General features: G+C 62.6%; 13 protein-coding genes. 8 read left to right on the top strand and 5 right to left on the bottom strand.

What is annotated here, in order from left to right:
• Window positions 1-11 precede the first annotated feature (11 nt).
• The 3 genes from NKJ04_RS30635 to gatB all read right to left on the bottom strand — a co-directional run bounded on the left by NKJ04_RS30635 (window position 12) and on the right by gatB (window position 2429).
• Window positions 12-356 carry a VanZ family protein gene (locus NKJ04_RS30635; protein ID WP_352679386.1) on the bottom strand — a complete coding sequence of 115 codons (345 nt, stop codon included), beginning with the start codon at window positions 354-356 and terminating at the stop codon, window positions 12-14.
• 80 nt (window positions 357-436) lie between these two features.
• The gene (locus tag NKJ04_RS30630; RefSeq protein ID WP_352679384.1) at window positions 437-925 is read right to left on the bottom strand and encodes a GNAT family N-acetyltransferase; all 489 of its coding nucleotides are present in this window, start codon (window positions 923-925) and stop codon (window positions 437-439) included.
• A 4-nt stretch (window positions 926-929) separates the two neighbouring features.
• Window positions 930-2429, bottom strand: coding sequence for an Asp-tRNA(Asn)/Glu-tRNA(Gln) amidotransferase subunit GatB (gatB, locus tag NKJ04_RS30625; RefSeq protein ID WP_352679382.1), 1500 nt, complete (start codon window positions 2427-2429; stop codon window positions 930-932).
• Between the two features lie 281 nt (window positions 2430-2710).
• Between gatB and NKJ04_RS30620 the strand changes: the two genes are divergently transcribed.
• Complete coding sequence (locus NKJ04_RS30620) at window positions 2711-2968, top strand: YjhX family toxin (RefSeq protein ID WP_292645720.1); 258 nt, start codon at window positions 2711-2713, stop codon at window positions 2966-2968.
• A gap of 48 nt (window positions 2969-3016) precedes the next feature.
• On the opposite strand, the gene NKJ04_RS30615 is transcribed toward NKJ04_RS30620, so the two are convergent.
• The gene (locus NKJ04_RS30615) at window positions 3017-3448 is read right to left on the bottom strand and encodes a CBS domain-containing protein (RefSeq protein WP_023812142.1); all 432 of its coding nucleotides are present in this window, start codon (window positions 3446-3448) and stop codon (window positions 3017-3019) included.
• A gap of 82 nt (window positions 3449-3530) precedes the next feature.
• Complete coding sequence (locus NKJ04_RS30610) at window positions 3531-4289, bottom strand: rhomboid family intramembrane serine protease (protein ID WP_352679380.1); 759 nt, start codon at window positions 4287-4289, stop codon at window positions 3531-3533.
• A 229-nt stretch (window positions 4290-4518) separates the two neighbouring features.
• Between NKJ04_RS30610 and NKJ04_RS30605 the strand changes: the two genes are divergently transcribed.
• The 7 genes from NKJ04_RS30605 to NKJ04_RS30575 all read left to right on the top strand — a co-directional run bounded on the left by NKJ04_RS30605 (window position 4519) and on the right by NKJ04_RS30575 (window position 12315).
• Window positions 4519-5559, top strand: coding sequence for a substrate-binding domain-containing protein (locus NKJ04_RS30605; protein ID WP_023812144.1), 1041 nt, complete (start codon window positions 4519-4521; stop codon window positions 5557-5559).
• A gap of 133 nt (window positions 5560-5692) precedes the next feature.
• On the top strand, window positions 5693-6949 hold the full coding sequence (locus NKJ04_RS30600) for an LVIVD repeat-containing protein (RefSeq protein WP_206638041.1): 1257 nt from the start codon (window positions 5693-5695) through the stop codon (window positions 6947-6949).
• Window positions 6950-7021: 72 nt separating this feature from the next.
• Window positions 7022-8551, top strand: a complete 1530-nt coding sequence (locus NKJ04_RS30595) for a sugar ABC transporter ATP-binding protein (protein WP_352679377.1) — start codon at window positions 7022-7024, stop codon at window positions 8549-8551.
• Window positions 8548-9564: an ABC transporter permease gene (locus NKJ04_RS30590; RefSeq protein WP_128304034.1), complete on the top strand. Its 1017-nt coding sequence runs from the start codon at window positions 8548-8550 to the stop codon at window positions 9562-9564. Before NKJ04_RS30595 ends, NKJ04_RS30590 begins: the two co-directional genes overlap by 4 nt.
• A 446-nt stretch (window positions 9565-10010) precedes the next feature.
• Window positions 10011-10643, top strand: a complete 633-nt coding sequence (locus NKJ04_RS30585; protein ID WP_023812148.1) for a PAS domain-containing protein — start codon at window positions 10011-10013, stop codon at window positions 10641-10643.
• A gap of 176 nt (window positions 10644-10819) precedes the next feature.
• Window positions 10820-11437 (top strand): PilZ domain-containing protein, encoded by a 618-nt coding sequence (locus NKJ04_RS30580; RefSeq protein ID WP_023812149.1) that lies wholly within the window; start codon window positions 10820-10822, stop codon window positions 11435-11437.
• A 269-nt stretch (window positions 11438-11706) separates the two neighbouring features.
• Window positions 11707-12315 carry a transglutaminase-like cysteine peptidase gene (locus NKJ04_RS30575; RefSeq protein ID WP_352552326.1) on the top strand — a complete coding sequence of 203 codons (609 nt, stop codon included), beginning with the start codon at window positions 11707-11709 and terminating at the stop codon, window positions 12313-12315.
• Window positions 12316-12536 lie beyond the last annotated feature (221 nt).

The raw sequence follows: 12536 nt of genomic DNA, 5'->3' as shown, positions 1-12536 counted from the left end.
TGCTGCCGCGCCTAGCTCTCGCTCTTTTGTCCGCCGGCCTTGACGATCAGGTGTCCCGCGACGATCCCAACCACCCCGGCAAAGGCTTTCACCAATGCATCGATGAGGCGTGCATGGCGACCGGGATCAATGAGCTGAAGCAGTTCCAGCATGCCGGCGGTCACAGCCACGAAGATCACGACCTGATACAGTCGGTTGGGAAAGCCGATCGCCAGGGCGAAGCCCAGCAGGACATAAGCCAAGGCACGCTCGACATTCGCTTCAGCGAGGTGCGGCCGCATCTGGATCGGCGACAAGGTCGCGAAAATGATGATGGCGAGCAGCGCCAGCGCTGTAATGCGGGACAGTTTGGTCATGCCCTTGCATATCCGTCGTGAGCCGGCACAGCAAACGCCGCGATGACGCATGGCTTGATCGCTCTATTCATCCCGGTGGTCTATCCCAGCGGCTTCTCGAAACTCAGCGTCGTCGGTCTTGAGGTATCACGGGACTCCTCCGCCGCACTGACAGGCAAGAACCCTTTCGACCGATAGAAGGCGATGGCACCGGCATTGGCTTCCTCGATCTCGACGCGCAGCACTCGCGCTTGCGGGAAACTGGCCTCGACCTCGTCGAGCAGTGCCTGCCCGATCCCCCGCCGCTGGCAGTCCGGATGGACGTAGAGCTGGTTCAACAGGATGATTTTCGCATCGGCGGTGGCGGCGGCGAAAGCCATGCCGCCGATCCGCTTGCCGTCATCGGCCACCAGGAATTCCGAGTTGGGCCGCGTCAGCCGCGAGCGGAGCGAAGCGATCGAGTGCCATTCGTCGGTGATCTCGGCGACTTTGGCAGCGCCATAAATGGCGTCATAGGTCGCATGCCAGGTTTCCACCAGCAGCGTCCGCACAGCGGCAAGGTCGCGTTCACCTGCGGTGCGGACGAACACGGCGCTACTCGATGCCCAGCTTGGCCTTGACGAGGTCGTTGACGGCTTGCGGGTTGGCCTTGCCGCCGGTCGCCTTCATTACCTGGCCGACGAACCAGCCGGCCATGCTCGGCTTGGCGCGCGCCTGTTCGACCTTGTCAGGGTTGGCGGCGATAACGTCGTCGACGGCCTTCTCGATGGCGCCGGTGTCGGTGACCTGCTTCATGCCACGGCTCTCGACCAGTTGGCGCGGGTCGCCGCCCTCATTCCAGACGATCTCGAACAGGTCCTTGGCGATCTTGCCGGAGATGGTGCCATCCCTGATCAGATCGATGACCGCACCGAGCTGCTCGGGCGAAACCGGAGCGTTTTCAATGTCTTTTCCGGCCTTGTTCAATTGCCCGAGCAGATCGTTGATGACCCAATTGGCGGCAAGCTTGCAGTCGCGGCCGGCGGCCACCTTTTCGAAATAGTCGGCGATCGGCTTTTCCGAAACCAGGATCGAGGCGTCATAGACGGACAGGCCGAGCGACGCGATCAGCCGCGCCTTCTTGTCGTCCGGCAGTTCCGGCAATTCCTTGGCCAGCGCATCGACATAGGCCTGGTCGAATTCCAGCGGCAAAAGGTCGGGATCGGGGAAGTAGCGGTAATCATGCGCCTCTTCCTTGGAGCGCATCGAGCGCGTCTCGCCCTTGACGGCGTCGAACAGCCGCGTCTCCTGATCGATCTTGCCGCCATCCTCGAGGATGGCGATCTGCCTGCGCGCCTCGTAGTCGATGGCCTGGCCGATGAAGCGGATCGAGTTGACGTTCTTGATCTCGCACCGCGTGCCGAACTCGCCGCCCGGCTTGCGCACCGAAACGTTGACGTCGGCGCGCATCGAACCTTCGTCCATGTTGCCGTCGCAGGTGCCGAGATAGCGTACAATGGTGCGCAGCTTGGTGACATAAGCCTTGGCTTCGTCGGCCGAGCGCATGTCCGGCTTGGAGACGATCTCCATCAGCGCCACGCCGGAGCGGTTGAGATCGACATAGGACATGGTCGCATGCTGGTCGTGCATCGACTTGCCGGCATCCTGCTCCAGATGCAGCCGCTCGATGCCGACCTCGATGTCCTCGAATTCGCCCTGGCGGTCCGGGCCCACCGAAACGATGACCGTGCCCTCGCCGACGATCGGCTGCTTGAACTGTGAGATCTGGTAGCCCTGCGGCAGGTCGGGATAAAAGTAGTTCTTCCGATCGAAGACCGACTTGTGGTTGATCTGCGCCTTCAGCCCCAGGCCGGTACGGATCGCCTGCTTGACGCATTCCTCGTTGATGACCGGCAGCATGCCCGGCATCGCCGCATCGACCAGGCTGACATTGGCGTTAGGCGGCGCGCCGAAGGCCGTCGAGGCGCCCGAAAACAGCTTTGCTTCCGAAGTGACCTGCGCATGGACCTCGAGGCCGATGATGATCTCCCAGTCGTCGGTTGCGCCGGGGATCAGGCGTTTTGCGTCAGGAGTACGGGTGTCGATAAGGGACATGGCGGCCTGCGAACTGGAATGATGGGAAGCTGCATTAATGCACATTCTGATTTGCAACTTCGCTAGTGCAAACCGCCAAAAGAGACAAGCGCAAAGCCACGGACTGGCCTTTTCAGCCGCGTTCGCCTATAGGACGCTCATTCCAATGGAGAGTGGATGTCCACTTACGCTCAGTCCCGGTAAGGCCCTGACCTCCTGGCGAGGCAGGGCAGAAAACCTGAAACCCCGTGCCGCGAAGCTTCGCGGCGGCGGCATTTTTTGTTTTCCCGGAAAACTCTCACATGGACATTTCGCGCATAGAACAGCGCATCCTGCACCTGCTCGCGCAGGGTGGACGCATTGAAATCGAAAAGAACGAGAAAAAGCGGATCGCCTCCGTCAAATGCCTGACCCGCGACGGCTGGCATTATCCGGGCGTCGATCTCGATCTGTTTCGAAAACTGAAGCGTAAGAAGGCGGTTTCTTCGTCGGGAGGCGGCCCTTACCGCATCACCCGGCGCGGGCTCGCACTCGTCCGCTCCGAACTCGACAACAGGTAAACCACGGCTCCGCCGGTCGGTTCTCAGGCCGGCGGTTCGCCTCGCCGCTCAGGCGGTGGCGATATAGGCCCTGATCTCGTCGGCCTCGCGCTCGACATCCTCGATGCGGCGCTTGACCACGTCGCCGATGGACACGATGCCATCGAGCATGCCGTCCTTCTCCACCGGCAGATGGCGGAAGCGGCCTCGGGTCATGATCTCCATCACCTCGTTGACGGTGTGGTTCTCGTTGCAGATCTTCACCTTCGGCGTCATTGCCGAGCGCACGGCGATATCCAGCGCGGCTCCACCTTCGCGGGCGACAACCCGGACGATGTCGCGCTCTGACAGGATGCCGACGATCTTGCGATCGCCATTGGTGATGACCAGCGCACCGATCTTGTGCTCTGCCAGGATGCGGATGGCTTCGCTAAGCTTTTCGTTCGGCCCGAGCGTCAACACGTCATGGCCTTTTCTCTCGAGAATTGCCTTCACCGTCATGGCGTCCTCCTTTGCCTGCCGGTTCCTGCCCTGACCGGCCTTCACGTAAGAGTGAACATCGTGCGCCGTGATCGGTTGCATTTCAAGTGCGGTGGTCGGTCGTCTCCCATTCAGGCGCCTGCCATCGCCTGTCGAACCAGCGCAAGCCGAAGAAGCCCGCGACAAAGCCGCCAATATGGGCCTCCCAGGCGATCTGACCATCTACCCCTGGGGCAAACCCGAGCAGGCCGGTGGCGAGATTGATGACCATCCACATGGCGAGGAAGATCACGACACCGCGCAAGCGCAATACGAATGCGATCGGCAGCACAGGGCCGGCGAAGGCGGCCTTGCCGGCCGAACGGTCGGTGCGGAAGCCGAAACGCGCCGCAGCCCCCATCATGCCTGATATCGCACCGGAAGCCCCGACCAGCGGCGCCTCACCATAAGGATGGATCGCCCAGAAAAGCGCGACCGAAGCCAACCCGGTTGCGGCAAAAAACAGCGCGAACCACAGCGTTCCCAGGCGGTTTGCCAATGGTGAACCAAACGCGGCGAGCCACACCATGTTGATGGCGATATGAGCAAAGCCGCCATGCATGAAGGCATAGGTGAAGGGCCGCGAAAACAGGAACCAGTCGAAGCCGTATTGCCCGGTGTAGAGAACGGGGATGAAGGCCCCGTCATACAGCAATGTCATCTGCTGGGATTCGCTCAACACATATTGCTGCAACAGGTAGACGACGACGCAGATGCCGATCACCGCCAACACGACGGGTGGCAGGTTGAACACCGGCTCGCGCCGTCGTCGCGGCGCGTCGTCCATCTGTTCCGTGTCCGAAGGGTTTACCGGTTCGTTCATGCGCATCTGGTCCAGGAATTCCTGCGCGTCCTTTAGAGCAAGGATGTCCGGGTTGGAACAATTCTGTTTTCTCAACAGCGAACGCCCGGCACCGCATCGTCTTCATTTGCTACGAAACCGAAAGGAAGCGAAGTGGAAATGCTCCGGGATTTGAAAAACTCGCAATGAGCGTTCTCGGAAGCGATGGGCCTCCTCCCTAGAATGCGGCCAATTTCAAAGGGGTCTCCACATGATCAAGCATATTCTTTCGCTGGCGGCAGCCGCCGGCATAGCCGGTCTCGCCACCGCTGCTTCGGCGCAGGGCATATCCGGCGCGCCGGCACCCTTCGATAAGGGCGGCGTCAAGATCGCCGTCGTCAGCTTCCTCGGCTCCGGTGACTGGCTCCAGGCATTCGAGGCCGGCGTGAAGCGCCAGGCCGATGCGCTCGGCATCGAGGCCAACATCTCGCAGGCGCGCAACGACATCAACACCGAGCGGCAGTTGATCCAGCAGGCGATCAATCTCGGCGTGCAAGGCATCATCATCAACAACGGCCAGCCAGAAGCCATCAAGGACGTCGCACAGGCAGCGCTTGACGCCGGCATTCCAGTGGTGGCCTACGACACCAACCTCGACAACCCCAAGATCCCGCAGGTCGAGCAGTCCGATGCCGACATGGCGCGCCTCGTGCTCGACCAGGCGGTCAAGGACCAGGGCGAGAAATTCGACGGCGGCGTCCTCTATGTCGCCGGCTTCGCACCGCTCGACCGCCGTTATGCGGTGTGGAAGGATTTCGGCAAGAAGTACCCAGGCATCAAGGAAGTCGCCACCTGGGGCGTGGTCAACGACACCGTTGCCGCTTCGGTCGCCGACCAGACCAAGGCTGTGCTCACCGCCAACCCGACGCTTTCGGTCGTCTTCGCCCCATGGGACGAGTTCGCCCGTGGCGTGAAGCTCGCCATCGACGAGCTTGGCGTGGCAGACAAGGTGAAGATCTACGGTGTCGATATCTCGACCTCGGACATCCAGGCCATCCTCGAACCGAACAGCCCGTGGGTGGCGACGGCGGCAACCAACCCGGCCGTCGTCGGCGAGGCTTCGGTGCGCGCGCTGGCCCAGCTGATCGCCGGACAGAATCCCGGCCATTCGGTGCTGATCCAGCCGACGCTCGTCACCAGAAAGGACCTCGTCGACAACAACATCAAGACGATCGAGGACCTGCAGGCGAAATTCCCGGCCTTCAAGGACAGCGATGCCGCAAAGGCACCGTGGATCCCGGCGACGAATTGAGCTTCTGCGCCTTCACAAAATCAGCGATCCAAACAATCATCCCCGGCCTGCTGGGGGATGATTGCGCCTGCCTCCGCCACACCACCCGCTGCGACAGGCAAAGTGCGCCGGACCGACCTTTTGAAAGACAATTATGGTTTCTGTCCCCACCCCCGACTATTCCAGGAACATGCGCCTGATCGGTCATTCCGACCAAGGCGGGCGGCCGGACGGATTGCAGGTGATGGTGCATCGCGGCTTCGCCTATGTCGCGCATCCCTGGTCACAAGGCTTTTCCATCATCGATGTACGGGATCCCAAGAATCCGGGCGGGACGGTGTTCGTGCCCGCGCCGCCGAATACCTGGACCATCCATCTGCAGACGCATGAGGATCTGCTGTTGGTCGTCCATGCACGCGATCTGTTCGCCGACGCCGCTTTCGCGTTCGACGAGAAGGTCTACTACACCCAGTCGATCGGCGAGACGATCGGCACCGCGTCTGGTTCGGGCGCGGCGCGGACCTGGTCGGCCGGCATGGCCGTCTATGACATCTCGAAGCCGACGCAGCCTCGCCAGATCGGCTTCTTCCCGGTCGACGGCATCGGCATCCACCGCATCTGGTACGTCGGCGGGCGCTACGCCTACGTATCGGCGCTTCTCGACGGCTACAGCGACTACATCCTGCTGACGGTCGACCTTCAGGACCCGGCACGGCCAGTCGAGGCCGGTCGCTGGTGGATTCCAGGAATGCATCTTGCCGGCGGCGAGACACCCGGCTGGCCCGACGGCCGCCGCTATGCGTTGCATCATGCGGTCGTCGAGGGTGATACCGCCTATGCCTGCTGGCGCGACGGCGGGTTGACCGTCCTCGATGTCGCCGACCCTGCCCTGCCGAGGCTGATCAGCCACAGGAACTGGTCGCCGCCCTATGGTGGCGGCACCCATTCGGCGCTGCCGCTGCTCAAACGCGGCTTGCTCGTTGTCGCCGACGAGGCCGTGCTCGACCATGAGGAGGATGGGCGCAAGCTCACCTGGATCTTCGACATACGCGATCCGGCGAACCCGATTTCGATCTCGACCCTGCCGACCCCGGACGAGACCGATTACACCGCCAAGGGCGGACATTTCGGTCCGCACAATCTGCACGAGAACCGGCCGGGCAGCTTTGTGTCAGACACCCTGATCTTTGCAACCTACCAGAATGCCGGCGTGCGCGTTTTCGACATCTCCGATCCCTATCGCCCAAAGGAGACCGGGGCGCTGGTGCCGCCGGCTCCCAGCCGCATGGTCGACAAACGTCCGAATCGGCCGCAAGTGATCCAGTCGACCGACGTATTCGTCGACGCCAACGGCATCGTCTATTCGCCGGATTACAATGCCGGACTGGCGATCATGGAATATGGCGGCTGACAATTACGACCGTGCCCCGTTGGCTTGCTTGCCTTTCCCAGTTCCCGCTCAACCTGTAACCGGCTGAACCAATTGTCCCTCACCGCCGCCCCCATTGCCGTCGCTGTCGCCGGGATCGAAAAATCCTTTGGCCCGACGCGCGCGCTCGCTGGAGCCGATCTTACCGTGGCAGCCGGGGAGGTCGTGGCGCTGATGGGCGCCAATGGCGCCGGCAAATCGACTCTGGTGAAAATCCTTTCAGGCTCGCATGTACCCGACGCCGGAACGATCACCCTGGGCGGCGGGATCGTCGCCCTCGCCTCGCCCAGCGCCGCCAAGGCCGCCGGCATCGCGACCGTCCATCAGGCGACGGATCAGGCGGGGGCTGCCGGACTGACGGTCGCGGAGAATCTTCTGCTCGATGAACTTTGCCAGCCGGGCGAGCGCTTCTTCGTCTCGGCCCGGTCGATCCGCAGGCGTGCGCGCGCCATCGCGGCGCTGATCGATCTCGACCTGCCGCTCGACCGCGACTTCATCGACCTGCGGCCGGCGGAGCGGCAATTGATCGCCATCGCCCGCGCCGTCGCGGCCAAGGCCTCCGTTCTAATCCTCGACGAGCCGACATCCAGCCTCTCGGCCACGGAAGCGGACCGGCTTTTCGCCATCATCCGGCGGCTGCGCGCGGGCGGCATGGCAATCCTCTACATCTCGCACAGGCTGGGCGACCTTGCCGCCATCGCCGACCGCGCCGTGGTCATGCGCGGCGGTCGCATCGTCGGCGCCTTTGCCAAACCGATCGATTTCCCGGCCGCCGTTGCGGCCATGATCGGGCGGACGCTGGAAGCCGCCACCCATGACGGCAAGATTTCGGCGGCCCCAATCATCGCCTCCATCAAGGGTGCGCAACTGATTCCCGGTGCGAGGCCTTTCGATCTCGATCTGCGCTCCGGCGAGGTCGTCGCGCTGACCGGCACGCTTGGCTCTGGCAAGACCCGGCTGTTGCGCGCGCTTTTTGGTCTGGAAACGCTGGCGCAAGGCAGCTTCGTGCTCGATGGAAAACCATGGCTTTCCAACGGGCCGGCGCGATCGATCGAAAACGGCGTCTTCATGGTCGCCGAGGACCGCTGGGCATCGTCGCTGCTGCCGCCCGAGGTTCCCGGCGCCTCGATTGCCGGAACGATTGCCCTGCCACATCTGAGGCGCTGGTTTCCGGACGGCCTGCTGCGGGTCGCGCGCGAGCGCAAGGTTGCCGCCGAGGCGATCGCCCGGCTCGGCATCAAGGCGCGCGGCCCCGATGACACGCTCGACGAGCTTTCCGGCGGCAACCAGCAGAAGGTCGTGCTCGCCCGCTGGCAGGCGGCACCTTGCCGGCTGCTGCTGCTCGACGAGCCCTTCCAGGGTGTCGACGTCGGGGCGCGTGCCGACCTGATCTCCGCAATCCGCAACAGCCAAAGCGGTTCCGCCACGCTGATCGCGACCAGCGACACCGAAGAGGCGCTGGAGGTTGCCGACCGCATCCTCGTCATGCGCGATCACTCCCTTCACGAGGCCGGTGACGGCCATGGCCCGCTGACCGACCAGATCGGCAAGGTCGAGAGCGAAAAGGCCGGAGAGCATCGATGACGAACCCGACGACGGTCCAGCAGGCCGCCCCGCGCACATCGCTTTTCCGCGAAACGCGCCGTTACGCGCTGTTCGTGCTGCTGGCACTGATGGTGATCGGCTTCTGGTACGCGCAGCCCGCCTTCATCCGCTCGGCCAACCTGTTCTCCATCCTGCAGGCGGTTTCGGTCGTGGCGATCCTCGGCGTCGGGGTCTCGATCACGATGTCGGCCGACGGCTTCGATCTCTCGGTGGGCAGCATCGCCGCCTCGTCGGTGATGGCGGCAAGCTATGCCATGGTCGTATGGCAGCTGGATGCGGCCCAGACCATGGGTCTGGTCTTGCTGATGGGCGCCTTCATAGGCCTCCTGAACGGACTGCTGATTGTCCGCATCGGCGTCCCCGATCTTCTCGCCACGCTGGCGACAATGTTCCTGCTCGCCGGCCTGCAGCTAATCCCGACCGGCGGCCGCTCCATCACCGCCGGCATGGTGCTGCCTGACGGCTCGTCCGTTCCCGGTGCTTACGATCCGGCTTTCCTGATCCTCGGCCGGTCACGGCTCTTCGACACCGTACCCCTGTCTGTCGTGGTCATGGCGGTGGTCGCCATCCTCGCCTGGTTCCTGATGGAGCGTACGCGCTGGGGACGCGTCTTCTATGCGATCGGCGGCAACGAAACGGCCGCGCATCTATCCGGCGCGCCGACCAAGGCATATCGACTCTGGGCCTATATCCTGTCCGGCACGCTTGCTTCGTTGGGAGGGCTGATCGTCGCTTCGCGTGTCGGCCGCGGCGACGTCTCGGCCGGCAACTCGCTCCTGCTCGATGCGGTGGCGGCCTCGCTGATCGGCTATGCCGTGCTCGACAAGCGTCGCCCGCATGTGATCGGCACGGTGGCCGGCGCAATTTTCGTCGGCGTCCTCCTGAACGGCCTCACCATGCTGAACGCGCCCTACTACACGCAGGACTTCGTCAAGGGTGTCGTGTTGGTTGGCGCTCTGGCGCTGACCTTCGGCCTTGGGAAGAAGCGATAGTTCACACCAGCCGACCACGGAACGCAGATTTTTCGTCGCATAGCGATCGGACGATGCCGCCTTAGCGACCGCCGGGATGGTTGCCAGCACTTGTCGGCAGGTAGAAATACACGCCCGCCGTTAACCCCGAATCGCCTGGCGCGAATCAAAAAAGAAGCCGTTCAAGGTTTCCCCTGAACGGCTGGTCGAGCCCCCTGCTCCCCTAAAACTCTGACTGAAGTGCTGCCGATCGTCGCGAAACGACCGCTTCTGGAGTGGTTTTTGTTTGCCACGGGGCTCGTTTCGACGCAACGTAAACCACTTGTTAACCTTAACGGCCCCGACCCGTGAACAAGTGTTAACGACGCTGGCACGCTTCCTGCTCCGCAACGCATGTAGGTCATCGGAGGGCGCCCTTCTGTTCACCGATGGGACATCAGACGACAGAATGCGCGGAGCAGCATAGCATGAACCAGAATGGATCGATCACGCTGTTCCAATATTGGAACCGTCTGCGTGACGGACGCCCTGCCCCGAAGCGTTCAGAGGTCGAGCCGGCCGACATCAAGTCGCTGCTGGCCGACACCTTTATCCTGGAACGTGACACGCGCGGACAGGCCGTGTTCCGGCTCGCCGGCACCAGGCTTTGCGCCTGCTACGGCCGAGAACTCAAGGGGTTTTCCTTTCCATCGCTGTGGCGTGAGAAGGATCAACGGCTCGTCTCGCGGCTGATCCACGGCGTCTTCGAGCAGAAGTCGGTCGTGCTCATCAGCTATGAGGGCTTCAGCCGCAACGGGCGCTCCAACAAGTTCGAACTGCTTGCCCTGCCGCTTGACGGCGGCGTCGAAAATCCACGCTGCCTGGGCGTCATCAGCGCCGTGGAGAAGCCCTTCTGGCTGGGTGCCGACCCGATCACCGACGCGTTGATCGATTCGATCCGCGTCATAGATCCGGAGAAGGAGCTCCTCAACAACCGTCCGGCGATCGATGTTCCCTCGCTCGTTCCCGATGAACTTGGAGCACCCGAGACGATCTCGGCGCTCGGCCGGGCGCGCCGCATCCGCCATCTCGTCGTCTTCGATGGCGGGCGCGAGGAATAGTCCGTTTGCGGCCTGATGCACGTCGCCCAAAACCGCGCCGCTGTTTTGGCACCACGGCCTGCAAAAAGGAAACCTTGGAGCGCCCGCTTTTTCCCTTTGTTAACCCGCTTTGTTGTACTTCTCTGATGAAGTTCCTCGCATCGGCGCGCGGGATGCCAAACGGGGTGTAGGCAGTCATGAGGTCAGCGGCGGTCGACTATGCGCCGTCCCAAGCTGAAAGGCGTAACTTTCAGCGCGTCCGGGTCAAAATCTACGGACGCTTCATGCTGGAAGACCGCACCGAACACCCCTGCCAGGTCGTCGACATGTCACCGGGCAACGTCGCGTTTCGCACCGACCGCATCGGCATGCCCGGCGAAAAAATCATTGCCTACATCGATCATATCGGCCGCATCGAAGGTGTCGTCACGCGCACCTTGCAGGACGGTTTCGCGATGACCGTCATCGCGTCGGATCGCAAGAAGGACAAGCTGGCCGCGCAATTGACCTGGCTCGCCAACAAGCATGAACTCGACCTGCCGGAAGATCGCCGCCACGAGCGCGTCGCGCCGCGCAATCCGACCAGCGTGCTGCAGCTCACCGACGGTCGCCAGTACCAGTGCCGTATCATCGACCTTTCGCTCTCCGGCGCCGCGGTCGAGATCGACGTCAAGCCGGCGATCGGCATCCAGGTTATGCTTGGCACCATGCGCGGGCAGGTCGTGCGTCATTTCGAGGACGGCGTCGCCATCGAATTCGCTGTGATCCAGCGCCCCGAAACGCTCGATTCCGAATTCAACACGCCACGCACCTGAGCAGGCCCGACAGCGACACTCCAGGAAACCGGCCCTTGTGGCCGGTTTTTTGTTTTCGACGCCATGACCGGCATGCTTAGGCCACTTTAGGCGGGGCTTGGAGCCCTCCGCGCGCCGAGATGGCGCCTCAAGATCCAAACGAATTAATACTCAAATGATTCAAATTTTACGTTTATTCTACTGGAGTTTTACTCAATATCTACTTCGCGCTTTTGCGTCAAATAAATCCACATGTGGCAATGTCTCCTTCGAACGGGGAGACTACAACAATGAAGAAAACGAGGGGCAAGCTGTTGCTGGTGGCAATGGCGATGCAGCTTTCCGCTTGGGGATCAGCATATGCCGCGGGACCGACCTATATGCACACCGGCGGACGCACCACCCAGCCTGTCGGTCATTATGAGTTCTGCCAGCGCAGTCCTGGCGAATGCAGCGAACGGACCCCGAAGGGTGCGCCGGTCGAACTGACCCGCAAACTGTGGGCGACGATCGTCAACATCAACAATTCGGTCAACACCCGCATCAAGCCGCGCACCGACATGGAAAACTACGGTGTCGAGGAATATTGGGCCTATCCGGCCAATGGCTATGGCGATTGCGAGGACTACGCGCTGGAAAAGCGCCGCGAGTTGATGGATGCGGGCGTGCCGGCCGGCAATTTGCTGATGACGGTGGCGCGCCAGCCGAATGGCGACGGCCACGCGGTGCTGACCGTGCGCACCAGCCTCGGAGAATTCATCCTCGACAATCTCGAGACCAAGGTCCTGTCCTGGACGGACACCGACTACACCTATCTCAAGCGCCAGTCGGACCAGAATTCCGGCGTTTGGGTGACGATCAATGACGGCCGCTCCGACGCGGTCGCCAGCGTCCGCTAGAACAGAGCTCAAGCGCGCCGCGTGAATGCGAGGCGCTTCAGGAGAAACCCGGTCGAGTCCCCACCCTCCCCGTCCCCAACGACCGGGTGAAAGGAGCCGGCCCCGTCCCCGGGCCGGGGGCGGCGGCGTGGGGGGGGGGGGGGGGTCGTGGACGAGGAAAAGAGGACGAATACTCCGAGGCTATTGTGCAGCTAAATAACCACAACCCCCCCCACCCGCCC

The sequence above is a fragment of the Mesorhizobium sp. M0618 genome, assembly GCF_040320765.1.
Taxonomy (GTDB): Bacteria; Pseudomonadota; Alphaproteobacteria; order Rhizobiales; family Rhizobiaceae; genus Mesorhizobium.
This window is presented reverse-complemented; position numbering and strand designations above follow the sequence as displayed.

What these genes read in the sequence shown, in the direction of transcription:
- NKJ04_RS30610 (WP_352679380.1), bottom strand. Translation starts at nt 4,289, where the DNA reads ATGAACGAACCGGTAAACCCTTCGGACACGGAACAGATGGACGACGCG.
- NKJ04_RS30605 (WP_023812144.1), top strand. Translation starts at nt 4,519, where the DNA reads ATGATCAAGCATATTCTTTCGCTGGCGGCAGCCGCCGGCATAGCCGGT.
- NKJ04_RS30580 (WP_023812149.1), top strand. Translation starts at nt 10,820, where the DNA reads ATGAGGTCAGCGGCGGTCGACTATGCGCCGTCCCAAGCTGAAAGGCGT.
- gatB (WP_352679382.1), bottom strand. Translation starts at nt 2,429, where the DNA reads ATGTCCCTTATCGACACCCGTACTCCTGACGCAAAACGCCTGATCCCC.
- NKJ04_RS30590 (WP_128304034.1), top strand. Translation starts at nt 8,548, where the DNA reads ATGACGAACCCGACGACGGTCCAGCAGGCCGCCCCGCGCACATCGCTT.
- NKJ04_RS30635 (WP_352679386.1), bottom strand. Translation starts at nt 356, where the DNA reads ATGACCAAACTGTCCCGCATTACAGCGCTGGCGCTGCTCGCCATCATC.
- NKJ04_RS30620 (WP_292645720.1), top strand. Translation starts at nt 2,711, where the DNA reads ATGGACATTTCGCGCATAGAACAGCGCATCCTGCACCTGCTCGCGCAG.
- NKJ04_RS30585 (WP_023812148.1), top strand. Translation starts at nt 10,011, where the DNA reads ATGAACCAGAATGGATCGATCACGCTGTTCCAATATTGGAACCGTCTG.
- NKJ04_RS30575 (WP_352552326.1), top strand. Translation starts at nt 11,707, where the DNA reads ATGAAGAAAACGAGGGGCAAGCTGTTGCTGGTGGCAATGGCGATGCAG.
- NKJ04_RS30600 (WP_206638041.1), top strand. Translation starts at nt 5,693, where the DNA reads ATGGTTTCTGTCCCCACCCCCGACTATTCCAGGAACATGCGCCTGATC.
- NKJ04_RS30615 (WP_023812142.1), bottom strand. Translation starts at nt 3,448, where the DNA reads ATGACGGTGAAGGCAATTCTCGAGAGAAAAGGCCATGACGTGTTGACG.